The organism is Staphylococcus sp. GDY8P85P, from assembly GCF_017892405.1.
Lineage (GTDB): Bacteria > Bacillota > Bacilli > Staphylococcales > Staphylococcaceae > Staphylococcus > Staphylococcus borealis.
Map to the genome: position 1 here is coordinate 1 of NZ_JAESLA010000049.1, position 23,647 is coordinate 23,647.

Below are 23,647 nucleotides of genomic sequence, written 5' to 3' on the forward strand. Positions count from 1 at the left end.
AATTTATTATAGAGCCGAAATATTCTATATTAGGGGCCCTTTACAACATGATTTATATTTCATTTCTAGATTGTCGTAGCATTTGAAAAATAGGCCTATTTTCATATTTCCTTAGTCTTAATGTTCTAGGATTTGAGTTTATTTTAAAGCGAATAAGCAAATATAAACCGCCACATATTCTAAGAAAGTGATGATATACATGTATTTTAATCTTAATTTGATATCAAGTGGCACTTCCCAATTAGGATAGTGACGTTCATAATAAAAGATTTGGATAAGATACAAACCAATCCCTAATGGTAATAGCATGAGGAGAATGCTATGTGTCATGCTGAAACCATTTTTATGAAAGAAATGACCGATAATGAGTTGTAACAATATAATAATGAGAAAAAGAATAAACATATGCCCAATCATTTAGCAACCCTCACTCCTTTCACAAAGATAATGATAACGGTTTGTAATAGAACCATTAGTAAAATAAAGGTAATGGTCTGTGTATTTAAAGACGTGATCACTTGATGAATGATTGTGAATGGTTCAGTAATTAAATGAACAGTATGGAATCGTAAAAAGCGTCCCATATAGATTCCTAAACCATTTAAAAACATAAGAACAATAATTAAAGTCCGATTAAGCCATACTTTTGTAGTAAAATGCATAATATTTATAAAAATAAGAATCATACAATATATTGCTAAGAAAACACCTAGTAATATGTAGGTGAAATATAGCCATTCCATAATATTTAATCGAACATAAAAATCAAATGTGAATTGATTTAAATGAATTAAATCTGTCAGCATATAAAATGTATTAGGTACTAGTAATATAAAAATTAAACCAAATACGATAAAGAGTGGCCACTCATAATTTTTTCTTGGTTTGAATAAGCGTAATAGTAAGCATAATTCAAATGGAATATATGCTAAAAATAGATTTAAGCTCATAAAGTTAAAAACACGTGTTTCAAATAATGAGAATGTGAAAAGGATTATAAAATAGAGTCTGGCAATATAACGCGAAGTCATGTTATACACTACTTTCTTTAAAACTAAATGTTCATTTTTGTTAGTCAATGATTAATAATAAAGGTTACTTAAATGGTAATCAAATAATAAAGCATTTATCTTATCTAAATAGGTAGCATGAATCATTGTAAAAAATGAAGGAAGATATAAATAACCCATAGATGCGTAACTAAATAGGCTATCTATGGGTTATTATCGTTGTATTAAGGTCTTAATAAGTTTAATCCGGTTTCTTCATCATGTGTGCGATTAATATCTAAGTTTGTCATCTGGATTACGATTTCTGCAGTAGCTGACACCACAGCTTGAGTTAGATGACCACTTAACGTTTGGAAATCACGTGTGCCAAAGGTACCGTGTAAATGGGCAAATGGTTTATCATCTATGTGAGAAATATTGCCAAGTAAACTTGTTAATTCTAAAGGTTCTTTAATTTCACGTGCTTCGTATTTTTGACTATCTAAATTATAAAAATTGAGTGTTACATTATCACAGGCACCGATACCACTGACTGATCCAAATTTCATTTCTTGTTCCACAGCAAATTGTGTAACAGCTTCTACAATATCTTCGCCTTTATCTAGTACTAAAAGAAACGTTTGACCATCTTTTTTATATTTCATCATTGTCACCTCAATTTGATTAGTTACATCTATTATACTAGCCAGTAAGTTTAATTGCTTAGAATTTAAATTTTACTATTGTAATATAGAAGTTAAATAGTATACAATGTCCTAATATTATGTAATTTTCAACTATGTCATTGTACATTGCTCGTTTAGATTGAATCAACAGCAAGATTAAATTTAAATGAGACGATTGAATTTACCAATTATTTATGAAATGAGGTGTCATCATGAAAAAACAATTATTTACATTGTACTTCAATATTTTCTTAATCTTTGTAGGTATCGGGTTGGTTATACCTGTACTTCCTGTATACTTAAAGGATTTAGGCCTAAAAGGTAGTGACTTAGGTATATTGGTAGCAGTGTTTGCCTTGTCTCAAATGATTATTTCACCATTTGGCGGTACGATGGCCGACAAACTTGGTAAAAAATTAATTATCTGCATTGGTTTAGTTTTATTTGCTATATCTGAATTTCTATTTGCGATTGGTCATCATTTTCCTGTGCTCATTGCTTCTCGTATATTAGGTGGTTTTAGTGCTGGAATGGTTATGCCTGGTGTAACAGGTATGATTGCAGATATCTCACCAGCAAAAGACAAAGCAAAGAATTTCGGTTATATGTCAGCCATTATTAATTCAGGTTTTATTTTAGGTCCAGGAATTGGGGGATTTTTAGCAGAATTCTCACATCGTGCGCCATTTTACTTTGCGGGTGCATTGGGTGTAATAGCCTTTATCATGTCTTTATTATTAATTCATAATCCGCGCAAAGAAACAACAGATGGTTTCACAACAATTGAGCCGGAAGTATTTACTAAAATTAACTGGAAAGTATTTATTACACCAATTATTTTGACGCTGGTATTAGCTTTTGGACTATCAGCATTTGAAACTTTATTCTCTTTATATACAGCTGAAAAAGCTAACTATACGCCAAGAGATATATCCATCGCAATTGTTGGAGGCGGTGTGGCCGGAGCACTATTCCAAGTCTTCTTCTTTGATAAATTTATGAAATATATGACTGAATTAACCTTTATTATTTGGTCATTACTATATTCAGCGATTGTGCTTGGCTTGTTGATAGTGTCACATAGCTACTGGACAATCATGTTTATTAGTTTCATTGTTTTCATTGGTTTCGATCTAATCCGTCCTGCACTTACCAATTATTACTCAAATATTGCAGGCAATCGTCAAGGTTTTGCTGGTGGTTTAAACTCCACATTTACAAGTATGGGGAACTTTGTTGGTCCGTTAGTGGCAGGTGCCCTGTTTGATGTTAACGTAGAGTTCCCATTGTATATGGCTATTGTAGTCATGTTGTTTGGTATAGTGATTATTTTTGTTGAAAAAGCACTGCAAGCAACAAGACGTCGAAAACGTGCTGCGAAATAATTAATAGTCGTAAAAAATGATAATATGAATATTAAATCTAATAAGCAATGACATTATTCGTTTTTAAATGATTAAATGATGATGTCATTGCTTATTTTTACATTTAGGTTGTTAAATTGTAACAATATAGCGTCGTTTATTAATAGAAGTATTACAAAGATTACAGTTATTTTAAATTGCAGTCTACATAATTATTTTTACTCAATTTATATGTTAAGATAAATAAAAATTTAGAGAGAAATGTGGGTAAGGAGATGAATTTAAAAAACATACTTTTAGGTATGGTAGCTGTTATTCTATCAATTTGTTTAGCGTTTTTATTATTCATAGCTACGAATCAAAATGCCTTAGCAAAAGTACATCAAACGATTTCTACATTTTCAAAGATGAATAATGTTTCTGCAGCAGAGAAAATGTTAAATATAACGACAAGCCACACTGCTAAAGCATCAGAAAAAGACGTCAATGAACGTAAAATAGAAGCGCATTATAATAAATTAGATTCAACTACGCGAGATAACGACAAGCGCAACAAACATGAATATTCTTCAGAAGAATGTAGAATCATTGCTCAAAATTATACAAATCACCAATACGGCAAAGTTGTTAATTTAGAGCGTAGCGGTGAAACCAACCAAGATATTACGTATCAATTGAATACACATCATTCATCGCCAAATAGTAATATTGCAGTAAATAAAACGGGTAAAATAGAAACATCATCAAATAACGCACAATGATAGCGCCTTTTCTAATAGTAGAGAAGAGCGCTATTTTTATTTTTTATAGCAAGGTAGTAATATAATAGGTAAAGACGAATAGAGGTGAATGTGAATGAAACACAAGAAAACAAATGCAATGCGTATGTTAGACAGAGCCAAAATAGATTATGAAGTTAAAACATTTGAAGTTGAAGAAGGTCATATGGATGGTGAACGCGTTGCAGAACTCGTCGGTGAAAATGTCCAAGATGTTTTTAAAACACTTGTATTAGAAAACGCTGCGCACGAGCATTTTGTGTTTGTAGTTCCAGTAAGTGGCTCATTAGATATGAAAGTAGCGGCACATGTTGTTAATGAAAAGAAATTACAACTTATGCCATTAGATCATTTAAAACAAGTGACTGGTTATATACGTGGTGGGTGTTCTCCGATAGGTATGAAACATTTATTCCCAACGACGATTGATCAATCTGCATCGTTACGAGACAAAATTATAGTGAGTGGTGGACAACGAGGTGTTCAAATTGTATTGCAACTAGAAGATTTAGTGTCAATGACAAATGCTCAATTAGAAGACATCGTTCAAAAATAGCAATATAGTGACAGATATTACCAATGGGATGACAAATTGTGTAATATCTGTTAATTTTTAAATTGAAATGAATGTTTTTGATTGTTTTTGACGATTTTTGATTGAAAATTGTAAGCGTACACATTATAATGTGAGGTGAAGCGGGGTGGTTATATGATTTCTGAAAAAAGACATGACTTAATACTTCAGGAATTAAGAAAAAAAGATTTTCTTACACTCCAAGAATTAATAGAGCGAACAGGTTGCAGCGCTTCAACTGTTAGAAGAGATTTATCGAAATTGCAACAACAAGGTCGACTTCAAAGAGTTCATGGAGGAGCAACATTAAATAGTAATAGAAACAATGAGCCGATTCTATCGGATAAAATGTCTCGAAATCTAAAAGAAAAAAGAGTCATTGGTCAAATTGCAGCCAAACACATTCAAGACAATGACTGCATTTTTATGGATGCTGGTTCATCAACAATTGAAATGATTCCATTTATAAAAGCGCGAAATATCGTAGTGGTTACAAATGGATTAACCCATGTTGAAAAGTTGCTTAAACAAGGCATTAAAACATTAATGATAGGTGGACAAGTTAAAGAAACAACACTTGCAACTGTAGGTGCCAGTGCACTTGATACATTAAGTCGTTATTGCTTTGATAAAGCATTTCTTGGAATGAATGGTTTAGATTTAAAACATGGTCTAACAACCCCAGATGAAAAAGAGGCATTAATTAAAGAAAAGGCTATGGAACAAGCAAATCAATCATATGTTTTACTTGATCATTCAAAAATAGGTGCTGTTTATTTTGCGCACGTTCCAATTAGTGATAACCATGTTGAAATGATCATAGCTAAACAAACAGTAGCACATTTAAATTTTAGTAAATATAAAGAGAAATATGCATTCATTGGAGGTTAATCATGATTTATACAGTTACGTTCAATCCATCGATAGATTACATTATGTTTACTGATGGCTTTGAATTAAAAGGATTAAACAGAGCGACATCTACTTATAAATTTGCAGGTGGGAAAGGCATTAATGTTTCACGTGTATTAAAAACTTTAGGTGTTTCATCTACTGCATTAGGATTTGCTGGTGGTTTTCCTGGAGCGTTTATTGCACAAACACTCGAAAAAAGCCATATTAAAACGGACTTTATTAAAGTAGATGAAGATACGCGTATTAATGTCAAATTGAAGTCTGGAGATGAAACAGAAATTAATGCACCTGGGCCATCAATCACAGATAATCAATTTCAAGCATTATTAAATCAAATTAAACAGACAACGAACGAAGATACCGTGATTGTTGCTGGCAGTGTGCCAAAGAGTATTCCGAATGATGCTTATGCGCAGATTGCTGAAATCACGCAGCAAACGGGAGCAAAATTAGTGGTCGATGCTGAAAAAGATTTAGTGAATACAGTATTAAAATACAAGCCGTTATTTATTAAACCTAATAAAGATGAATTAGAAGAAATGTTTGATATGACTGTAGAAAGTGACCAAGATGTTGTTAAATATGGTCGTGAAATCTTAAAAGAAGGCGCACAATCAGTCATTATATCTTTAGGCGGAGATGGTGCGATTTATATTGATAACGAACGTAGTATTAAAGCTCAGAACCCTAAAGGTACGGTGATCAATACAGTGGGTTCAGGCGATAGTACTGTTGCAGGAATGGTCGCTGGTCTTGAATCAGGATTGACACTTGAGGAATCATTTAGACAAGCAGTCGCTTCAGGAACAGCTACAGCATTTACAGAGGACTTGGCAACAAAAGAAGGTATTGAAAAAATAAAATCACAAGTTACAGTGACGTTACTTGATGGGGAGTGAAATAAATGAGAATAACAGAATTACTAACTAAAGAAACCATAGCAATGGACTTGGCAGCAAATGATAAAAATGGCGTTATCGAAGAATTAGTAAATCAATTAGATAAAGCTGGGAAATTAAGTGATATTGCACAATTTAAGGAGGCCATTCACAATCGTGAATCTCAAAGTACTACTGGTATAGGTGAAGGTATCGCCATTCCACATGCTAAAGTGGCAGCGGTTAAATCTCCAGCTATTGCGTTTGGTAAATCTAAAGCGGGCGTTGATTATCAAAGTTTAGATGGTCAACCAGCACATTTATTCTTTATGATTGCTGCACCAGAAGGTGGTGCGCAAACACATTTAGATGCCCTTGCAAAATTATCAGGCATTTTAATGGATGATAAAGTGAGAGAAAGTTTATTGCACGCTAATTCGCACGAAGAAGTCTTACAAATTATCGATAATGCGGATGACGAGGCTACAAAAGAAGAAGAACAAGAAGCGCAAGAACAAGCGGCTTCATCAGGAGCTGTAGCAGGTAGCGGTAATGAGACAGATTCAAATGAACCATACGTATTAGCAGTAACGGCATGTCCTACAGGTATTGCGCATACGTACATGGCTCGTGATGCATTGAAAAAGCAAGCCGATAAAATGGGCATTAAAATGAAAGTTGAAACAAATGGCTCAGGCGGTATTAAAAACCATATCACACAACAAGATATAGACCGCGCAACAGGTATTATTGTTGCAGCAGACGTGCATGTTGAAACAGATCGTTTCGATGGTAAAAATGTTGTAGAAGTACCCGTAGCTGATGGTATTAAACGACCAGAGGAACTCATTAATACAGCGTTAGATACAAGCCGTAAACCATTTATTGCACGCGGTGGAAGTTCAAAATCAAAAGATAGTGAAAGTAATGAAAAACAAAGCTTTGGTAAAGCATTCTACAAACACTTAATGAATGGTGTATCTAATATGTTACCGCTTGTTATTGCTGGTGGTATCTTAATGGCAATCGTATTCTTATTCGGTGCGAACTCATTTGATCCAAAAAGTGCTGAACATAACGCCTTTGCTGAACAATTATGGAATATTGGTAATAAAAGTGCCTTTGCTTTAATTATTCCAATTTTATCTGGTTTCATTGCACGTAGTATTGCTGATAAACCAGGATTTGCAGCCGGTTTAGTAGGTGGTATGTTAGCTATTTCTGGTGGTTCTGGGTTCATTGGCGGTATCATTGCAGGTTTCTTAGCAGGTTACTTAACTCAAGGTATTAAATATATTACGCGTGGTTTACCACAAGCAGTTGAAGGTTTAAAACCAACGTTAATTTATCCATTATTAAGTGTAACAATCACAGGATTATTAATGATATATGCATTCAACCCGCCAGCAGCGTGGTTAAATAACTTATTGCTTAACGGTTTAAATAACTTATCAGGTTCTAACATTGTATTACTTGGATTGGTTATTGGTGCTATGATGGCCATCGATATGGGTGGACCATTTAACAAAGCAGCCTATGTATTCGCGACAGCCGCATTAACAGAAGGTAATGCAGCACCAATTACAGCAGCAATGGTTGGTGGTATGATTCCACCATTAGCAATTGCTACAGCGATGGTATTCTTTAAACGTAAATTCACTAAAGAACAACGCGGTTCTATCGTGCCAAACTATGTAATGGGCTTATCATTTATCACTGAAGGTGCCATTCCATTTGCAGCAGCTGACCCATTACGTGTGATTCCATCAATGATGGTTGGTTCAGGTGTAGGTGGTGCAATTGCATTAGCACTTGGTTCAAGTATCAATGCACCACATGGTGGTATTATCGTAATTGCGGCAACAGACTTTAGTCATATTTTACAAACATTAATTGCATTGATTGTTGGTACACTTGTTTCAGCAATTATGTATGGTTTATTAAAACCAAAAGTTACTGAAAATGAAATTGAAGCATCAAAAGCTATGGATGAATAGATGCGATAAGAGTTTATGATATAAATAATATAACGATGCTATTTTGCAAATTTGTAGTAGCTAACAGAACCGAGAAGGCGTAAGCTTTCTCGGTTCTAGTCATTTTTGTGGGGCTGCATAGCAAGGAGAATTCAATCAAGAAATGCTACAAGCAAAGCAAGTTGGGGGATAACGGATTTAAAAAGAATGCTGTTCTGCTTCCTTTTAAACGGTTAGTCAAGTACTTATAATTAAAATAAGTATGATTTAACTAAATCGTTAGTTTATTGAATAATGAATGTTAAAACATACAAAAATGGGTAAACATATGAGAATATAGAATAAGAAGGCAAGAGAATGAGTAATAAAGTCTTAAGCTTTAAATATGGAAGTTTAATGACCGGCAAAAGTACTTCGATTAGGGTACCGTTTTTGTATGATGGTTCATTGTACGTTGGTTTCTGTCACTTTACGCTTACCTTTCTTGACTATTACGCAATATTAGTTTTAAATGATAAGTTGTAACTTTTTAATCAAAAGGGTTACAATCAACTATTTGTAATTGATATATGATAAAATAAAAGTAATACATTTTTTCGGGGGTGTCGCAATGGGAAGGTCTTAACATGTGCATATATTGTTAATAAGCAAAACACAATAAATCCGTGTTACCCATATGGGACACATAATATTTGGAGGTGAATCCCTAGAAATAGGGAATTAATTGGAAACAGTGACCATAATAAATTTAGTAATATTCTTTCTATTAATCGCATTAACAACAGTATTCGTAGGATCGGAGTTTGCATTAGTTAAAGTGCGTTCAACGCGCATTGAACAACTCGCTGAAGAGGGTAATCGTGGTGCTAAAATTGTCAAAAAGATGATTGCAAACCTTGACTATTATTTATCAGCCTGCCAATTAGGTATTACAGTTACTTCTTTAGGATTAGGTTGGTTAGGAGAACCGACATTTGAGAAATTGTTGCATCCTATTTTTAATTTATTACAATTACCTGATGCATTAACTACAACGATTTCATTTGTGATTTCATTCATAGTCGTAACTTATTTACACGTTGTATTAGGTGAATTAGCACCGAAATCGATTGCGATTCAGCATACCGAGAAGTTAGCGTTAACATACGCAAGACCATTGTATTACTTTGGTAATATAATGAAACCTTTAATCTGGTTAATGAATGGTTCAGCACGTGTAATTATTAGAATGTTAGGCGTTGATCCTGATGCTCAAACAGATGCTATGTCTGAAGAAGAAATTAAGATCATTATTAACAACAGTTATAATGGTGGCGAAATCAACCAAACAGAATTAAACTATATGCAAAATATCTTTCAATTTGATGAAAGACATGCAAAAGATATCATGGTACCACGTACTCAAATGGTGACTTTAAATGAACCATTTAATGTTGATGAATTATTAGAGACGATTAAAGAACATCAATTTACGCGTTACCCAATTACTGAAGACGGAGATAAAGACCATATCAAAGGTTTCATCAATGTTAAAGAATTTTTAACAGAATACGCTTCTGGTAAACCGATTAAAATTAACAATTATATCCATGAACTGCCAATGATTTCAGAAACAACACGCATTAGTGATGCATTAGTTAGAATGCAACGTGAACACGTACATATCAGTTTAATTATTGATGAATACGGTGGTACAGCTGGTATTTTAACAATGGAAGATATTCTTGAAGAAATCGTAGGTGAAATTCGAGATGAATTTGACGATGATGAGGTGAATGACATTGTTAAATTAGGCGATGACACTTACCAAATTAATGGACGCGTTCTATTGGATGACTTAAATGAACAATTCGACATTGAGTTTGAAGATTCAGAAGACATTGATACTATAGGTGGTTGGCTTCAAGCCCATAACACTAACCTACAAGTTGAAGATCATATCGATACGCAATACGATCGTTGGATAGTATCTGAAATGGATAACCATCAATTAGTTTGGGTTGTACTTAAATATGAATTCATCGATAATCGACCAACATTCGGTGGAGATGAAGATGAAAATGAAGACAAAAAAGATAAAAAAGACGAAACACATGACTAATTTAAAATGATTAAGAAAGTAGCATTTGAGACATAAATACTATGATAATGCTACTTGGCAAATTCGCAGCATTTGACTGAACTGAGAAGGCGCTTAAATCAAGTTGGGAGTGGGACGACGAATTAAAAAATTCTGTCCCGCTCCCTTCTTCTGTATATTTAAATTACATACGATTTATTTGTCTATCCTATTGCAATTGAGTTATCCTAAATGATGATAATGTAAAGCATTAATAGAAAAGTCAGGAGAAGATAGAATGGTGAATGACACACAAATTTTAAATAATGGTTATCCAATGCCAAAAATCGGCTTAGGTGTTTATAAAGTCTCAGATGAAGAAATGGAAACAGCGATTCAGTCTGCAATAGACGATGGTTATCGTGCATTTGATACAGCATATTTTTATAAGAATGAAGAGGCACTTGGTAAAGCATTAAAAAATAGTGGTGTACCTCGTGAAGACTTATTTATTACAACAAAATTATGGAATGATCACCAAGGGTATGACCGTACACTTGAGTATTTTAATCGCTCATTAGACAATTTAGGTTTAGACTATATCGATTTATATTTAATTCACTGGCCTTGTGAGAACGATCAACTTTATATTGAAACGTATAAAGCACTAGAAAAATTATATGAAGAAGGTAAAGTGAAAGCGATAGGTGTATGTAATTTTAAAGTGCATCATTTAGAAACATTGATGCGTGAAACGACTATTGTTCCGCAAGTTAATCAAATTGAAGTTCATCCTTACTTTAATCAACAAGATGTTCAAGATTACTGTGATAAACATGATATAGTCGTGACAGCATGGATGCCATTAATGAGAAACAGAGGTTTACTAGAAGACCCAACAATTACTAAATTAGCAAAACAATACGATAAGACACCAGCACAAATCGTATTGCGTTGGCATATTGCGCATAATCGTATTGTTATTCCAAAATCTAAAACACCATCACGTATTCGAGAAAATCATAATATATTTGACTTTAACTTAGAACTTACAGAAATCGCAGAAATTGATAGTTTAAATCGTAACGCGCGCCAAGGTAAAGACCCTGATGATGTTAGCATAGGCGATTTGAAATAGCATTGTCTCTTTAACTCAATTGGATAGATAAAATATAGAATAATTGTATTGTTTTCATTTAATTTTTATTAATTATTTGTTAATTGCATAGTTTTTAGTAGAATAGTTGTCAATTTTATTGATAAAATAGTAATAAGAATGATGAAAAGGATGTAATTTAATGAAAATCAGAGTCATTGTGCCTTGTTTTAACGAAGGTGAAGTCGTAACAAAAACGTACGACAAATTGACTGAAATTTTGATGGAAGATAGTTTGGACAAAGGGTATGATTATGACCTATTGTTTGTCGATGATGGTAGTAAAGATAATACTATCGACCATGTCCAACATTTAGCAAGCGAAGATCAACATGTTAAATATATTTCTTTCAGCCGAAATTTCGGTAAAGAATCAGCAATGATAGCTGGTTTTCAACATAGTGTACAATGTGATGCTGTAGTGATGGTAGATGGGGATTTACAACATCCACCTGAATTTATTCCACAAATGATAGAGGGATTCAAAGAGGGCTATGACCAGGTTATCGCTAAGCGTGATAGAACTGGAGAAAATATCGCTCGGAAATCAATGACAAAGCTATACTATAAATTGATTAACAGTTTTGTCGAGGATATTGAATTTATAGATGGTGTCGGAGATTTTAGATTATTAAGTCAACGTGCAGTTAAATCAATCGCTTCACTTAAAGAATATAATCGTTTTTCAAAAGGTTTATTTGAATGGATAGGATATAATACTAAAATCTTTACATATCAAAATGTTGAACGTGAAGCCGGTCATTCTAAATGGACATTCACGAAATTACTAAACTATGGCATTGACGGGCTCATTTCATTTAATAATAAACCTTTACGTGCGATGATTTACCTTGGAATGACTATATTCAGTTTAAGTATTGTCTATATCCTATATTTGTTGATAGGTATCATGGTAAATGGTATTAATAATCCAGGTTATTTTACAACGATAGCAGCAGTCCTACTCATTGGCGGCATTCAATTAATGTCTATAGGTGTGGTAGGAGAATATATTGGTCGTATTTATTATGAGGTTAAGCAAAGACCTAAATACATTGTGCAAGCATCAAATTTAAAAGAACCTTCCTACGATCTCAAATTAGTTGAGCAGGAAAATGAAAAAGTACATTAAATAAAATAAACGCTTGAAGTTTCATTAATAAAAACTTCAAGCGTTTATTTGTGTGTTAAATGTTGTTTTAATTTAGCGTGTTTCAACTGCCAAGCAAGATAAACACTAAATAGTACATATATAATTAAGAAAACATACCAAAAAGGTGTCAAAATCGTTAATAATACAATAGACATAATAATAAGCATGTAGCCAATCATAATTGGAAACTTAAGTTTGTTTATGAATTTAAATATGCCAAGTTCACCTTTAGGAAAGGTACCTAAAAATATTGCACTTGCGCCTATTAAAAATATGGTTGGTGCTAAATATGGAACGGACATGTAAATTGATTGATCACTTGAACCATAAGTGATAAATAATGAACAACTTACAATGATCGAAAATATTAAAGCAATCGATTTATATTCGGAAATCATAAAAGTATAGTGTTGATGATTTAAATAATATTGCAGTCCCATCCAACCTATAAAAAAGGCAATTGAACTTATTGTTATAAAATTAAATTTGTCAATGACAATAGCATTAATTAAAGCGTTAATCGCTATAGCTATTAATACGGAGCTGAATTTGAGTTGTTTGAATTGGTGCTTATATAAGTCAAAGCCGAGTATGCCAAGCACAACGGCGATATTAATCAATACATATATAATCATGCTGTACTCCTATCTCACATAGTTCATTAGAACATTATACCAATTAAAACAAACTTAATCATTTCAAAACACTTAGAAAATATTTTTCATTTATAATGGATTGATTAAACGCCTTTTTTGTTGCTCCATAAGAGTGTGTGTAGCTGTGGTAAAACATAGACACGATTCATATCATCACTCGTCATAACCTTATCAACTAATGTTTCATATCGATTTAAAAGTTTATCGGTATGATTGTCTACATCATCATCTAAGTATGGATTACCAACTTGTAAATAAAAAGGAATATTTGGGTAGCGATGATGTATCATTTTAGCGAAATCATAATCTGCATCATCAAAAATAACGACCTTTAAATTAAGTGTTGAAGCAATACATTGTTCAATGACGCTATCTAATATGTCAATGTTAGGAGTCATATTAGAACTTGGTGGTTTAGGACTAATAGTTAAGTCGTTAATTTGTCTCATCCACGGTTGGAATTTGCTTCCTTGTGTTTCTAATGCGGTATAAATCTGTTTCTCTTCAAATAGATCAACTAATTCTTGTATCCCTTTAATGAGTGCCGGATTACCGCCAGAAATCGTAACATGATCGAAACAATCACCGCCAATCGCTTTTAGCTGATGATAAATTTCTTCAGCAGACATTAATTGAATATCTTCCTTGGCACTGCCATCCCAGGTGAAAGCAGAGTCACACCAACTACAACGATAATCACAACCTGCAGTTCTAACAAACATTGTTTTACGACCGATAACACGTCCTTCACCTTGAATCGTAGGTCCGAAAATTTCAAGTACTGGAATTTTAGCTGTCATTATTTAAACTCCTTTGGACGATATACTACATAACTTGTTGGTGTTTCACGTAAGTAGACTTGTACACATTGCGGGTGATTATCGTAGCTTTGGAGGTGTGTTTGTACCATTTTATATATCGTTTGCGCCACAAACTCCGTTGAAGGACTTTTATCTTTAAATTGAGGTAAGTCATTTAATAGATAGTGGTCAAATTGATCATGGATTAATTTTTTTAATTCACTGAAATTAATTAAGAAACCATTGTGGTCCAAATGATCCCCAGCAATTGTTAAATTGACAAAATAAGTATGTCCGTGTGTTCTCATACATTTACCAGCATCTTCGCTTGGAATGTAGTGTGCCGCTGAAAAGTTAAAATCTTTATTAAGTTCAAAACTATAGGGATGATTAACAGTTGGATAAAGTTGTTGCATCATTTTAATTCGCTCCTTTAGTTTCTAAATAGTGTTGTAGGCCACGTTGGCGTAAATGACATGCAGGGCATTCGCCACAACCATCTCCAATAATACCGTTGTAGCATGTCAGTGTATTGTATCGAATATAATCTAGCACACCTAATTTGTCGCTAAGTTCCCAAGTTTGTGATTTATCTAACCACATTAAAGGCGTATGGATAACGAAATCTTTATCCATAGATAAACTAAGTGTTACATTCATAGATTTAATAAAGCTATCACGGCAATCTGGATAACCAGAAAAGTCTGTTTCACACACCCCTGTAATGATATGTTTAGCATTGCGTTGATATGCTAATGCGCCAGCAAATGATAAGAATAATAAATTACGTGCTGGTACAAAGGTATTTGGAATCCCATCTTCGCCCGTTTCAATGTCCATATCATGTTGTGTTAAGGCATTTGGAGTTAATTGCGATAATAATGACATGTCTAATATATGATGTTTTAAGTTTTGTTCTTTAGCGATACGTGTCGCAACTTCAATTTCTGTATCATGGCGTTGACCGTAATTAAATGTTACAAGTTCAACCTCTTTAAAATGCTTTTTAGCGTAAAATAAGCACGTCGTACTGTCTTGCCCTCCGCTAAATACTACAATTGCTTTATCCTTATTTAAATCTTTGTTTGTCATGAATATTCTCCTTTTTGAAAAGATTAGAATGATACTTTATGCCGTCTCTAACCTAGCCATGAGAACATAAAAAAAGTCTATCTCTATAAAAAAGATAGACTTAGAAACATTGTAATCAGTTATATAAAAGAAACTTAACTTTCAAACTAAATATTTCGTAAATTGTCTAGTTTTTTATAGAGGGTTTCAGCTAGGAACCTCTTTTGAGTTTTTGTACGCTAGTTAGCGTAATACATTCATTTCTTAAAATCAAGTTATAATTTAGTACAATATAAAGGTAAACCCTTACATTTTCAAAAGTTTAATATTTATAATAAGGTAAGAGATGAAATTATTTAACATAGAGTTGGAGCGACATGCATGATTATAGTTATAGATAATAAAGATTCATTTACATATAATTTGATAGATTATTTTAAGACAGAGACAGCGCATGAGATCGTTGTATACGAAGTGGATCAAGTATCCGTTGAGCAAATAAGGGCATCTAATGTAGAGGCTATTGTTATCTCGCCAGGACCGGGTAAACCTAGTGATTATCCTATTTTAACGGAAATTATGAATCAGTTTGAGGGGGAAGTGCCTATATTAGGCGTTTGTTTAGGCTTTCAATTCTTGTACGAATATTATGGGGGCGCAATTGTACATGGTGCAAAGCCGGTCCATGGTCATACAACGCCATTAACGCATAATGAAACAGGATTATTTAAAGGGCTTCCTCAAGCATTCAAAGTAATGCGCTATCATTCACTCATTGCGGATCAAACACATATTCCTGCGTCTTTAAATATTTCCGCCCATAATAATGAGGGGATTTTAATGGCGTTTGAACATAAACGTTATCCTATATTTGGCGTTCAGTATCACCCTGAATCGATTTTAAGTGAATACGGACATGAGCAAATACGATTATTTTTGGAAAAGGTGGGCGCGTAAACTATGGACATCACGTTTAATTATCGTTACTATACAACGCCTGATCATTTTGAAACGATAGCAGTGCGCTTTAACACGTACGTCTCAAAAATGGTGGCATATACACTGGAAGAGGTCGGTAAAGTTATTCAATTTGCGCAGACTGAGCAAGCACAAGGACGCTATGTGGCACTGTATCTGCCATATGAAGCGGCAAGTTATTTTAATCACCATATGGCAACACATGAATTGGAAGCACATCAAATCGTAGCATTAGCATATAGTTTTAGTCCGAGTATGGCTGAAACGTCACCTGAACATCCAAGTCAACAGTACATCCCTAAACATCACTTTCGATTCATGGAGAGTGATGCACAAATGGAAGACAAAATTAAACACGTTCAGGATGCAATTATTGAAGGCGAAACGTATCAAGTGAACTATACAACACGTTTAGTGAGTGATGTATATTATCCGATAGCTGATTTATATTATTATTTAACGCAAACGAATAATGGTGGTTACACTGCTTTATTAGATGTAGAAGAGGTTAAAGTTGCTTCTATTTCTCCTGAATTATTCTTCCAAAAAGGTGAATTTAATCATCATAAAAATGTAGTTGTAAGTAAACCAATGAAAGGTACTATGCCACGTAGCAATGACGACGATGAAGATTTAAAGAATTATGACACATTGAAGCATTCACTTAAAGATCGTGCTGAAAATGTTATGATTGTCGATTTATTGCGTAATGACATTTCCAGAATTTGTAAACCTGGAACGATCCACGTAAACAAGCCATTTTTTATTGAAACCTATAAGACCGTTTATCAAATGACGAGTATGGTTACAGGTCACTTGCAAGATGACGTGCGTCTCACGGATATTTTAAAAGCATTATTCCCTTGTGGTTCCATTACAGGGGCACCGAAACGTAATACGATGGCGTATATTAAAGCACTCGAGCCACATCCTAGATACATTTATTGTGGCACAATCGGTTTATTATGTCCGGATGATAAAATGATATTTAATATACCTATTCGTACGCTTGAGTATCGAAATGATCAAGTTCACTATGGTGTAGGTGCAGGGATTACGATTGATTCGGTACCCGAAAAGGAAGTTCAAGAGTTTCGAGATAAAACAAAGATATTGGAGATGCTATAGATGAAATTGTTTGAAACGATGCGTCTAGATAATGGTAAGATTCCTAGACTTCAATATCATATGATACGAGTGCAACAGTCATGCGAACGATTAGGGTATTCATTTTCAAAAGAGGTCTGGATGCAACGCGTCAATGAGGTTATAAGTCATCATCCCAAAGGAATCTATAGACTCAAAATAGAAATAGATAAATCCGGTCAAATAGACCATATGATTAAGCCTCTACCTGCTAAAACATTATTTACGGCTAAATTTAAACAGGCACAGTCGAATTGCAATGACCAATACGTTATTAATAAGACATCACAACGACAACACTTAGCACACAATCATGAGACAGATTTAGTATTATTATATGATGAAACTGGTAAAATTCTGGAGTTTGATATTGGTAATATCATGATAGAAGAAGCTGGTGTGTGTTACACGCCAAGCTATGATAATGATTTTTTATTAGGATGTATGCGTCAAAGCCTTTTGGACCAAGGCAAACTGGTTATTAAAGACTATACTAAATCAGAACTCATCGACAAAATACAGAAACAACAGATTCGTATCTATTTATTAAATAGTTTACGAGAGGTTGCCGATGTATCTATTTATCTATAAAATAATATGGGAAGTATATGCGAATTGATTGATAACAATGAACTAACGGAGTGAGCTATGACAATATTATGGGTTGCAATAATTGTGATTTTAAATGTGGTAAGTAAATATTTAGCAAATCGATATTTAAAAAATAATGCACTCATCAAGGCACGTGTCGTTGCAACTGTTACCGTTTTAATTCAATGTGTATTCGTTTATTTGTTAATTAAATCAATCATGCCCTATGTGGTGGAATTTCTAAATATATTTTATCATCACTAAATATGATTACTTTGAGGTGGCGTTATGAAGATTTATAGTCAAGGAGATCAAGCAATTGTAATTGCGGTTGAAAAGGATGTATCTAAAAATGTAACAACTGAATTAATCGCAGTACGTTATCATTTATTAAAGAAAGCATTACCATTTATCACAGAAATTGTGCCTACTGAATCAGATATGATGATTTGCTATGATGCTCGAGATATGATTAAACATCATAATATTACTTCACCTTTTCAATATATGAAGGCATTAGTCACTTCAATACAAGAAGAATTAAAACAATTAGAAACGTGTAAAGATGAAAGCACGACCTATGAAATTCCTATTATTTATGGTGACGAGTTTGGTCCAGACTTACCGGATTTATTAAAGTATTACAAGTTAACTAAAGATGAATTTATTCAATTACATTCTGATAAACCGTATTTTGTGTCTATGATGGGCTATGCACCGGGTTTCCCATATTTAACTGGAATGAATGAAGCACTGTACGTCAATCATACGAGTAAAAAGAAGAAGCTTGTCACTGCAGGTTCAGTTATTATTGAAGGGAAAAAGTGCGGCATCGTAACAACTGATACCTACAATGATTGGTTAGTGATAGGGTACACGCCAATGACATTATTCACTCCTGAAAAAGATGATTTTACACTGTTAAAATTAGGAGACAATGTTATTTTTAAACCACAGAAACGCAAAGATATTGAATTAGGAGAATTTAAACCATGTCAATCATAATAGAAAAAGCCGGATTGTTTAGTAGCTTTCAAGATTTTGGACGTCATGGATATGAATATGCAGGTGTTATTCCGTGTGGTGCGTTAGACACACTAGGTCATGAAATCGCAAATCGTTTAGTTGCTAATAATAAAAATGAAGCAACGCTTGAAATGACACACATTATGGCTAAAATTCGATTTACTGAGCCTACATTAATTGCTTTAACAGGTCATAACTTTGAAGCTTACACGCAAACTATGCAAGTAAAACCGTATAAATTATACCTTTTAGATAAAGGAGACGTCCTGTCTTTTAAAGAAACAAATAAAACGTCACGTGTGTATCTTGCAATCGGTGGCGGATTCAAATTAGATGATTGGCTAGGATCAACGTCAACAGATTTAAATGTTAAAATCGGCGGTTATCATGGGCGTAAACTTGAAAATGGCGATGAAGTAGAAATGAAACGACACTATACGGAACGTCATCAAAAGTTATTTGAAAATTTAAAAGAAAAACGTACTACTGATTGGGGTATTGACGGTTATGCACTGTCATTCAACTATGTTTTTGATGTGTTTCATGTTATTGCCAACAAAGGGACAGAAGATTTTGATAAAGAAACGCAATCTCACTTTATTAGAGGAGAATATAAGGTGACGAATAAATCAAATCGTGTTGGTATGTTACTAGATGGTGAGAAGATCAAAGCATATTACGACTATATGCCGGCGCATCAATCAGTTAAAAGAGGAACGATTCAAGTTAAGCGAGATGGTACACCTATCATCTTATTAAATGATCATTATACAATCGGAAGTTATCCTCAAATTGGTACAATTGCAAGCTACCATTTAACTAAACTTGCTCAGAAGCCACAAGGCTCACGTTTGAAGTTCCAATTTATTGATATCGAAACTGCTGAAAAGAATGTTGTGAAATTTAGTAATTGGATGAATCAACTATTTCACGGAATTGAATACAGAATGCAATTAGAAATGATGAAATAAGTCATGATAGATGAAAGTCAACATACTTAAATAAATCACTTATAATTTATGTCGGACTATGGTCTGATTAAAAAATGCAATTAAGAAGCTATAATGAATAAATCAGTGAATCATCTTAATGGGACATTATTTTGTAACAAACAATGAAAGCGTCGTTATATTAAAATGCTTTTTCTTGATAAATGAGTAAAAATACTATATATTTATATATTGAACTACGGGCAATATTACAATAATATTACAAAGTTCATGATTTGTTAATATGCCATTAATGATGACATAAAATAGCACCCAACATAATATACATAAAGCATTACAAACGTATAGTGAACATTGGGAATGCGATTTATTGATGAACTATCGTTAATGTAAAATGTATTTGTAGGGTATATGCTTAAATTAATATAAATAATATAAATGAAATTAAAAAACGAGTAAGTAATTGCATAACGGTCATATTTGAGTAAGTGTTTAAGTCTTCAGTTAAGTCTTTAACATTTCTTCAAAGTTGAATAACTATAAACGGAGGAAACATACATGAGTTTACACAAAAAGAAAATAAGTCTTTTTGCGTTTTTCTTACTGACTGTGTTTACAGTGACATTGAAGACGTATTTTTCATATTATGTTGATTTTTCTTTGGGTGTTAAAGGACTAGTTCAAAACTTAATACTATTGATGAATCCATATAGTTTAATCGCGCTTATTTTAAGTGTGTTCTTATTCTTTAAAGGGAAAAAAGCATATTGGTTCATCTTTATTGGGGGATTTTTACTAACATTCTTGCTATATGCAAATGTAGTTTACTTTAGATTCTTCTCGGACTTTTTAACATTCAGTACGCTTAACCAAGCAAGTAATGTTGAGTCTATGGGTGGTGCTGTTGGTGCATCATTTAAATGGTATGACTTTGTTTACTTTATAGATACAATTATTTATCTATTTATCCTTATTTTCAAAGGAAGTTGGTTGGATAAACGTGTCTTCAGTAAAAAGTTTGTGCCAGTTGTAATGGCTGCATCTGTAGCATTATTCTTCTTAAATTTAGCTTTTGCTGAAACAGACCGTCCTGAGTTATTAACACGTACATTTGACCATAAATATTTAGTGAAATATTTAGGTCCATATAACTTCACAGTTTATGATGGTGTTAAGACGATTCAAAATAACCAACAAAAAGCATTAGCTTCTGAAGATGATTTAACTAAAGTGTTAAATTATACGAAACAAAAAAATACAACACCAAATTCAGAGTACTTTGGCGTTGCTAAAAAGAAAAATATTATTAAAATACATTTAGAAAGTTTCCAAACTTTCTTAATCAATAAAAAGGTCAATGGTAAAGAAGTCACACCGTTCTTAAATAAATTATCAACGGGTAATGATGATTTTAGATATTATCCAAACTTCTTCCACCAAACAAGTCAAGGTAAAACATCAGATGCTGAGTTTACAATGGATAACAGCCTTTATGGTTTACCACAGGGTTCTGCATTTTCATTGAAAGGTGATAATACTTACCAATCATTACCTGCGATTTTAGACCAAAAGCAAGGTTACACATCTGACGTTATGCACGGTGACTATAAAACATTCTGGAACCGTGACCAAGTCTATAAACATTTTGGTATTGATAAATTCTATGATGCGACATACTACGATATGTCTGATGACAATATTGTCAACTTAGGTTTAAAAGATAAACCATTCTTTAAAGAGTCAGCAGAGTATCAATCTAAAATGAAAGGACCTTTCTATTCACACTTAATTACATTAACAAACCATTACCCATTCACATTGAGTGAAGAAGATGCAGATATTGATAAACCTAATACAGGTGATTCAACTGTTGATGGTTACATTCAAACAGCACATTATTTAGACCAAGCACTTGAAGAATATATTACTGATCTTAAGAAAAAAGGTCTATATGATGATTCAGTTATTATGATCTATGGTGACCACTATGGTATTTCAGAAAATCATAATAATGCAATGGAAAAATTATTAGGTGAAAAGATTACGCCAGCGAAATTTATGGACTTAAACCGTACAGGTTTCTGGCTTAAAATTCCTGGTAAAGAAGGTACAGTAGATAAAACATATGCTGGACAAGTAGACGTTATGCCTACTATCTTACATTTAGTAGGAATTGATTCTAAAAACTACTTAATGTTCGGTACAGATATGTTGTCTAAAGATCATGATGATGTCATTCCATTCCGAAATGGTGACTTCATTACGAAAGATTATAAATTTGTAAATGGTAAAGCATATTCTAATAAAACAAACGAATTATTAGAAACGCCACCTAAAGATTTAGAAAAGAATAAGAAACAGGTTGAGAAAGATTTAGAAATGAGTGACAATGTCTTAAATGGTGACTTGTTCAGATTCTACAACAACCCTGATTTCAAGAAAATTAATCCATCAAAATATGAATATAAAACTGGACCACAAGGTAATCAAAAATAATTGAAACAGTGTCTGGTTTTAATGTAAAAGTAAGAAGCCAGTAAATGCGTTTTAACAAATTCATTTACTGGCTTCTTTATTTACGATACTCCGAATTGTTGGCACGCTTGCCCAACGTGCTTTGCTTGTAGATTTTCATGTTGGAAATCTCTTTGCTGGGGCCCCGCACACAACGTCATTCATCGTTCATCTTTAGAATTTCTTACATAAGTGCGCTAGCACTTATGTGCATTAATAATCAACATAGAGGTCTCGTCAAAATACATTGTATTTATATGTAATTTAACATTGGAATACTTTAAAAATAAGGCACTTCCATATCATTTAATTAAAATCACTAAACCAAATTAACTAAGATTTAAATAATCATAAAAAAAGCAAATTCTATCGTATTTCAATAGAATTTGCTTTTTTGTCTAAAATTTAACTTTCTAGACGTTGCTTCATGATTAATTTGTAACATACTACATAATTTAGATACCCGTTATCAGTAGTGGTATTAACAAAATATAGAACAATATAATTTAAATATTTATGCTATTTGCATCAATTAGCCAAGCGCAACGTCTAAAATCATCATAATAGTAAAGCCTAACATTAAACTTAATGTTGCCAAATCTGTATTATTACCAGATTGTGAGTCAGGTATGAGCTCTTCGACAACAACGAATATCATAGCGCCAGCTGCAAAAGCTAAAGCATACGGTAACACAGGCGTAATCACTAATATTAACGCCGCACCAATCGTAGCAAAAATGGGTTCAACAATTGCAGAAGCTTGGCCGTAATTAAAGGCTTTCCAACGAGATGCACCAGCAGCTCTGATTGGCATAGATAATGCCGAACCTTCTGGAATATTTTGAATCCCAATCCCTATTGCTAAGCCCAAAGCGCCTAGAAATGTTGCTTGGCTATTACCAGTCGCGATACCACCAAAAGCAACACCGATTGATAGACCTTCTGGAATATTATGTAACGTAATGGCAAGTACCAATAGTGTATTCTTACTTAATGACGTTTTTACACCTTCACGGTATTGACTTTTATCTCCAATTCTTTGGTGTAAATGGGGAATAACTGAATCGAGGGCACGTATGAAGATGCCACCAAATAAAAATCCAATTGCAGCGGGTAACCAGGCAGGTAAACTACCATCTTTACCATATTCAATTGAAGGTTGTAATAATGACCAGAAACTGGCGGCAATCATAATCCCAGCAGCAAAGCCTTGCATTGAAGTTAATATGCGTTCATTAACGGATTTGAATACAAACACAGCAGCCGCACCCAATGCAGTGAGTAGCCACGTAATAATACCGGCTATAAGTGCCTGTAAATAGGGCGGTAAACTTTCGAAAAAGTCAATCATAACTCTTGTCTCCTTGTATCATTTAACCTTAAAAA

Annotated in this window: 24 protein-coding genes and 1 riboswitch; of the genes, 16 read left to right on the forward strand and 8 right to left on the reverse strand. The window is 33.4% G+C overall.

What is annotated here, in order from left to right:
- Positions 1-138: 138 nt before the first annotated feature.
- The 3 genes from KA828_RS10515 to KA828_RS10525 all read right to left on the reverse strand — a co-directional run bounded on the left by KA828_RS10515 (position 139) and on the right by KA828_RS10525 (position 1,654).
- On the reverse strand, positions 139-417 hold the full coding sequence (locus tag KA828_RS10515; protein WP_070854468.1) for a hypothetical protein: 279 nt from the start codon (positions 415-417) through the stop codon (positions 139-141).
- On the reverse strand, positions 414-1,031 hold the full coding sequence (locus KA828_RS10520; RefSeq protein WP_075108267.1) for a DUF1361 domain-containing protein: 618 nt from the start codon (positions 1,029-1,031) through the stop codon (positions 414-416). The genes KA828_RS10515 and KA828_RS10520 overlap by 4 nt, the downstream gene beginning before the upstream one ends.
- A 203-nt stretch (positions 1,032-1,234) precedes the next feature.
- Positions 1,235-1,654 (reverse strand): PPC domain-containing DNA-binding protein, encoded by a 420-nt coding sequence (locus KA828_RS10525; RefSeq protein WP_070854464.1) that lies wholly within the window; start codon positions 1,652-1,654, stop codon positions 1,235-1,237.
- Between the two features lie 233 nt (positions 1,655-1,887).
- Between KA828_RS10525 and norA the strand changes: the two genes are divergently transcribed.
- From norA to KA828_RS10570, 9 genes are all read left to right on the forward strand, one after another.
- The gene (gene norA / locus KA828_RS10530; RefSeq protein WP_075108266.1) at positions 1,888-3,060 is read left to right on the forward strand and encodes a multidrug efflux MFS transporter NorA; all 1,173 of its coding nucleotides are present in this window, start codon (positions 1,888-1,890) and stop codon (positions 3,058-3,060) included.
- 254 nt (positions 3,061-3,314) lie between these two features.
- Complete coding sequence (locus KA828_RS10535) at positions 3,315-3,800, forward strand: hypothetical protein (RefSeq protein WP_193839649.1); 486 nt, start codon at positions 3,315-3,317, stop codon at positions 3,798-3,800.
- A 94-nt stretch (positions 3,801-3,894) separates the two neighbouring features.
- Positions 3,895-4,374: a Cys-tRNA(Pro) deacylase gene (ybaK, locus tag KA828_RS10540; protein WP_053029977.1), complete on the forward strand. Its 480-nt coding sequence runs from the start codon at positions 3,895-3,897 to the stop codon at positions 4,372-4,374.
- 153 nt (positions 4,375-4,527) lie between these two features.
- Positions 4,528-5,283, forward strand: a complete 756-nt coding sequence (locus tag KA828_RS10545) for a DeoR/GlpR family DNA-binding transcription regulator (RefSeq protein WP_070854459.1) — start codon at positions 4,528-4,530, stop codon at positions 5,281-5,283.
- Positions 5,284-5,285: 2 nt separating this feature from the next.
- A complete protein-coding gene (pfkB, locus tag KA828_RS10550; protein WP_210126195.1) occupies positions 5,286-6,206 on the forward strand; it encodes a 1-phosphofructokinase in 921 nt (306 codons plus the stop codon).
- A 5-nt stretch (positions 6,207-6,211) separates the two neighbouring features.
- A complete protein-coding gene (locus tag KA828_RS10555; RefSeq protein WP_210126196.1) occupies positions 6,212-8,182 on the forward strand; it encodes a PTS fructose transporter subunit IIABC in 1,971 nt (656 codons plus the stop codon).
- Between the two features lie 703 nt (positions 8,183-8,885).
- Positions 8,886-10,262: a hemolysin family protein gene (locus KA828_RS10560; RefSeq protein WP_053029973.1), complete on the forward strand. Its 1,377-nt coding sequence runs from the start codon at positions 8,886-8,888 to the stop codon at positions 10,260-10,262.
- A 256-nt stretch (positions 10,263-10,518) separates the two neighbouring features.
- Positions 10,519-11,358: an aldo/keto reductase gene (locus tag KA828_RS10565; RefSeq protein ID WP_075108260.1), complete on the forward strand. Its 840-nt coding sequence runs from the start codon at positions 10,519-10,521 to the stop codon at positions 11,356-11,358.
- A 160-nt stretch (positions 11,359-11,518) separates the two neighbouring features.
- On the forward strand, positions 11,519-12,508 hold the full coding sequence (locus tag KA828_RS10570; protein ID WP_075108259.1) for a glycosyltransferase family 2 protein: 990 nt from the start codon (positions 11,519-11,521) through the stop codon (positions 12,506-12,508).
- Between the two features lie 44 nt (positions 12,509-12,552).
- Here the strand turns inward: KA828_RS10570 and KA828_RS10575 are convergent, their stop codons facing one another.
- The 4 genes from KA828_RS10575 to queC all read right to left on the reverse strand — a co-directional run bounded on the left by KA828_RS10575 (position 12,553) and on the right by queC (position 15,077).
- A complete protein-coding gene (locus tag KA828_RS10575; protein ID WP_075108258.1) occupies positions 12,553-13,164 on the reverse strand; it encodes a hypothetical protein in 612 nt (203 codons plus the stop codon).
- Between the two features lie 104 nt (positions 13,165-13,268).
- A complete protein-coding gene (queE, locus tag KA828_RS10580; protein WP_053029969.1) occupies positions 13,269-13,985 on the reverse strand; it encodes a 7-carboxy-7-deazaguanine synthase QueE in 717 nt (238 codons plus the stop codon).
- Positions 13,985-14,404 carry a 6-carboxytetrahydropterin synthase QueD gene (queD, locus tag KA828_RS10585; protein ID WP_210126197.1) on the reverse strand — a complete coding sequence of 140 codons (420 nt, stop codon included), beginning with the start codon at positions 14,402-14,404 and terminating at the stop codon, positions 13,985-13,987. The genes queE and queD overlap by 1 nt, the downstream gene beginning before the upstream one ends.
- A gap of 1 nt (position 14,405) precedes the next feature.
- Positions 14,406-15,077, reverse strand: a complete 672-nt coding sequence (queC, locus tag KA828_RS10590; protein WP_053029967.1) for a 7-cyano-7-deazaguanine synthase QueC — start codon at positions 15,075-15,077, stop codon at positions 14,406-14,408.
- A gap of 160 nt (positions 15,078-15,237) precedes the next feature.
- Positions 15,238-15,284: riboswitch (PreQ1 riboswitch) on the reverse strand.
- A gap of 153 nt (positions 15,285-15,437) precedes the next feature.
- Between queC and KA828_RS10595 the strand changes: the two genes are divergently transcribed.
- From KA828_RS10595 to ltaS, 7 genes are all read left to right on the forward strand, one after another.
- Complete coding sequence (locus tag KA828_RS10595) at positions 15,438-16,013, forward strand: anthranilate synthase component II (RefSeq protein WP_075108257.1); 576 nt, start codon at positions 15,438-15,440, stop codon at positions 16,011-16,013.
- Positions 16,014-16,016: 3 nt separating this feature from the next.
- Positions 16,017-17,162, forward strand: coding sequence for a chorismate-binding protein (locus tag KA828_RS10600; protein ID WP_075108256.1), 1,146 nt, complete (start codon positions 16,017-16,019; stop codon positions 17,160-17,162).
- Complete coding sequence (locus tag KA828_RS10605; protein WP_075108255.1) at positions 17,163-17,771, forward strand: aminotransferase class IV; 609 nt, start codon at positions 17,163-17,165, stop codon at positions 17,769-17,771.
- A 57-nt stretch (positions 17,772-17,828) separates the two neighbouring features.
- On the forward strand, positions 17,829-18,035 hold the full coding sequence (locus KA828_RS10610; RefSeq protein ID WP_075108254.1) for a hypothetical protein: 207 nt from the start codon (positions 17,829-17,831) through the stop codon (positions 18,033-18,035).
- Between the two features lie 24 nt (positions 18,036-18,059).
- On the forward strand, positions 18,060-18,776 hold the full coding sequence (locus tag KA828_RS10615) for a 5-oxoprolinase subunit B family protein (RefSeq protein WP_210126198.1): 717 nt from the start codon (positions 18,060-18,062) through the stop codon (positions 18,774-18,776).
- Positions 18,764-19,768 carry a 5-oxoprolinase subunit C family protein gene (locus KA828_RS10620; protein WP_210126199.1) on the forward strand — a complete coding sequence of 335 codons (1,005 nt, stop codon included), beginning with the start codon at positions 18,764-18,766 and terminating at the stop codon, positions 19,766-19,768. Before KA828_RS10615 ends, KA828_RS10620 begins: the two co-directional genes overlap by 13 nt.
- A 537-nt stretch (positions 19,769-20,305) precedes the next feature.
- On the forward strand, positions 20,306-22,243 hold the full coding sequence (ltaS, locus tag KA828_RS10625; protein ID WP_210126200.1) for a polyglycerol-phosphate lipoteichoic acid synthase LtaS: 1,938 nt from the start codon (positions 20,306-20,308) through the stop codon (positions 22,241-22,243).
- 550 nt (positions 22,244-22,793) lie between these two features.
- Here ltaS and KA828_RS10630 read toward each other — a convergent pair.
- A complete protein-coding gene (locus KA828_RS10630) occupies positions 22,794-23,612 on the reverse strand; it encodes a ZIP family metal transporter (RefSeq protein ID WP_210126201.1) in 819 nt (272 codons plus the stop codon).
- Between the last annotated feature and the right edge of the window lie 35 nt (positions 23,613-23,647).

Bases quoted from the DNA above. Each gene is read 5' to 3' on its own strand.
- KA828_RS10515 (WP_070854468.1), bottom strand. From the start codon at position 417: ATGATTGGGCATATGTTTATTCTTTTTCTCATTATTATATTGTTACAA.
- KA828_RS10520 (WP_075108267.1), bottom strand. From the start codon at position 1,031: ATGACTTCGCGTTATATTGCCAGACTCTATTTTATAATCCTTTTCACA.
- KA828_RS10525 (WP_070854464.1), bottom strand. From the start codon at position 1,654: ATGAAATATAAAAAAGATGGTCAAACGTTTCTTTTAGTACTAGATAAA.
- norA (WP_075108266.1), top strand. From the start codon at position 1,888: ATGAAAAAACAATTATTTACATTGTACTTCAATATTTTCTTAATCTTT.
- KA828_RS10535 (WP_193839649.1), top strand. From the start codon at position 3,315: ATGAATTTAAAAAACATACTTTTAGGTATGGTAGCTGTTATTCTATCA.
- ybaK (WP_053029977.1), top strand. From the start codon at position 3,895: ATGAAACACAAGAAAACAAATGCAATGCGTATGTTAGACAGAGCCAAA.
- KA828_RS10545 (WP_070854459.1), top strand. From the start codon at position 4,528: ATGATTTCTGAAAAAAGACATGACTTAATACTTCAGGAATTAAGAAAA.
- pfkB (WP_210126195.1), top strand. From the start codon at position 5,286: ATGATTTATACAGTTACGTTCAATCCATCGATAGATTACATTATGTTT.
- KA828_RS10555 (WP_210126196.1), top strand. From the start codon at position 6,212: ATGAGAATAACAGAATTACTAACTAAAGAAACCATAGCAATGGACTTG.
- KA828_RS10565 (WP_075108260.1), top strand. From the start codon at position 10,519: ATGGTGAATGACACACAAATTTTAAATAATGGTTATCCAATGCCAAAA.
- KA828_RS10570 (WP_075108259.1), top strand. From the start codon at position 11,519: ATGAAAATCAGAGTCATTGTGCCTTGTTTTAACGAAGGTGAAGTCGTA.
- KA828_RS10575 (WP_075108258.1), bottom strand. From the start codon at position 13,164: ATGATTATATATGTATTGATTAATATCGCCGTTGTGCTTGGCATACTC.
- queE (WP_053029969.1), bottom strand. From the start codon at position 13,985: ATGACAGCTAAAATTCCAGTACTTGAAATTTTCGGACCTACGATTCAA.
- queD (WP_210126197.1), bottom strand. From the start codon at position 14,404: ATGATGCAACAACTTTATCCAACTGTTAATCATCCCTATAGTTTTGAA.
- queC (WP_053029967.1), bottom strand. From the start codon at position 15,077: ATGACAAACAAAGATTTAAATAAGGATAAAGCAATTGTAGTATTTAGC.
- KA828_RS10595 (WP_075108257.1), top strand. From the start codon at position 15,438: ATGATTATAGTTATAGATAATAAAGATTCATTTACATATAATTTGATA.
- KA828_RS10600 (WP_075108256.1), top strand. From the start codon at position 16,017: ATGGACATCACGTTTAATTATCGTTACTATACAACGCCTGATCATTTT.
- KA828_RS10605 (WP_075108255.1), top strand. From the start codon at position 17,163: ATGAAATTGTTTGAAACGATGCGTCTAGATAATGGTAAGATTCCTAGA.
- KA828_RS10610 (WP_075108254.1), top strand. From the start codon at position 17,829: ATGACAATATTATGGGTTGCAATAATTGTGATTTTAAATGTGGTAAGT.
- KA828_RS10615 (WP_210126198.1), top strand. From the start codon at position 18,060: ATGAAGATTTATAGTCAAGGAGATCAAGCAATTGTAATTGCGGTTGAA.
- KA828_RS10620 (WP_210126199.1), top strand. From the start codon at position 18,764: ATGTCAATCATAATAGAAAAAGCCGGATTGTTTAGTAGCTTTCAAGAT.
- ltaS (WP_210126200.1), top strand. From the start codon at position 20,306: ATGAGTTTACACAAAAAGAAAATAAGTCTTTTTGCGTTTTTCTTACTG.
- KA828_RS10630 (WP_210126201.1), bottom strand. From the start codon at position 23,612: ATGATTGACTTTTTCGAAAGTTTACCGCCCTATTTACAGGCACTTATA.